At 62.4% G+C, this 955-nt stretch carries 2 protein-coding genes; both read right to left on the bottom strand.

Translation table 11 applies throughout. From position 1 onward, the window contains the following. On the bottom strand, nt 1–256 hold a 256-nt coding region (locus E4Q08_RS23480), incomplete at its 3' end, for a lysozyme family protein (RefSeq protein ID WP_505438052.1). Nucleotides 257–287: 31 nt separating this feature from the next. Next, a complete protein-coding gene (locus E4Q08_RS23475; RefSeq protein ID WP_169072189.1) occupies nt 288–851 on the bottom strand; it encodes a TrbM/KikA/MpfK family conjugal transfer protein in 564 nt (187 codons plus the stop codon). Nucleotides 852–955 lie beyond the last annotated feature (104 nt).

Raw genomic sequence — 955 nt, 5'->3', positions numbered from 1 at the left:
ACGCGTAGCAGCCGGCCGCGGCGACATCGTCGGCCGTGATTCCGTAGCGGGACAAATCGCGGAGGTAGGACGTGTTGAACTGCATCGCCCCTACGTCATGCGTGCCGTTACTGTTGCGCACCCATTGACCAGGTTTCCCCGCTTCTTTCTCGGCCACGGCCAGGATGATGTTCGCGGGTACCTCGTACTTTACGGCCGCTGAAATCGAGCACACGACGCGCTCTTGAAGCTGTGGCGGCAGATCGACAAAAGGCATTACTCTTCCCTTTTGCTGGTTCTTGCTGTGATTACAGAAGGCGCCGCTGCGCCTCCTCTGCCGCGATTCGGGCGTTGTACTCGGCCTGTGCTCGGTCATAGTCATTGGCTTCGACCCAGTACCCGCCCCTTTCTGGCGTCCCTACGTAGCGCGGCTGCGTGCCGGAAAAGTCGGTGTAGGCGTGGCCGGTATAGACCGCGCAATAGCCAGGCATCTGGTTGCCGATGAGCACCGTCTCGCTGTCCCAGTTCCATGAAAGAAGCGTCACGTTCAGCGCCGCCGCGTCGCAGCGGCCGGCGCCGTTCGCCATCGCGTTGACCAGCAGACTCATTTCAGGGGTTTGGTTGGCCACCGGACACAGCTTCAGGAAGTTGCCCCGCGCGCGGATGGTGTCGCTCAGTTTCCGGTGCGAAATGCTGAAATATCGGTGCAGCGACGGCGAGCACTCGCCGGGGCGAGTGCCGGTCGATAGGCACAGGATGGCTTCGCACGCGAGACGGGTATCGCCAGTCAGTGCCTCGTCGGCGCTGGCCGGGGCCTGGATTGACGCTGCCGCGGCCAACGCGACCGAAGCGAGAAGAAGCTTGGGTTTCATGTGTAACGCCCTTTTCGTGATGGCGAGTGAGTGTCGCGGTCGCGGAATGCGGAGACTTCCGAGTCGGCGTCCACCGACGTGTCGCTGGCTCCTGACAGGCTGTT

The organism is Candidatus Accumulibacter contiguus (genome assembly GCF_012940005.1).
In the GTDB taxonomy this organism is placed as follows: Bacteria; Pseudomonadota; Gammaproteobacteria; order Burkholderiales; family Rhodocyclaceae; genus Accumulibacter; species Accumulibacter contiguus.
Note: the sequence above shows the minus strand (reverse complement) of the source record. Positions and strands in the feature narration are given on the sequence as shown.